Annotated in this window: 1 pseudogene; it reads right to left on the bottom strand. The window is 36.2% G+C overall.

The features are described 5' to 3' along the window. A pseudogene (locus tag HMPREF3270_RS14220) lies at positions 1-168 on the bottom strand (group II intron reverse transcriptase/maturase); the annotation flags it as partial. Positions 169-439 lie beyond the last annotated feature (271 nt).

Genomic DNA, 439 nt, shown 5'->3' with positions numbered 1-439 from the left:
TTTTTCTTTTATTTGTGGATAGAATTCTCTGAAGTGAGCATTTAACTCTTTAACCTTCATCCCATCAATTCCAGGAGAACCATTGTTTTTGATAACTTTCTTGATTGCCTTCTCTATGTTGTTTGGTCTTACAACAAGTTCCATCAATGATGGAGACTCACGATACATTTCTTTCATATCAACTAAGATTTACTGTACACATCTGCTTATCTTTTTTCGTTCCACTACTTATCATCCACAGATTGCCAATTCCCATTGTTTTCGGTACGTCGTAAATCTATAACTTCCATTCTTTACTCTGTATTTAATATTGTTCAGTCCTTCGGTACATTTTCCCTACTATGACTTCTGCTGACTTCTCATAATTCGTTGTTACTACGATTCGAAGAATCGCTTATGAGACCTCCTCGGGTAAGATTAACCACTTTCCACTCATGCC

The sequence above is a fragment of the Staphylococcus sp. HMSC65H10 genome, assembly GCF_001839185.1.
Classification (GTDB): domain Bacteria; phylum Bacillota; class Bacilli; order Staphylococcales; family Staphylococcaceae; genus Staphylococcus; species Staphylococcus simulans.
This window is presented reverse-complemented; position numbering and strand designations above follow the sequence as displayed.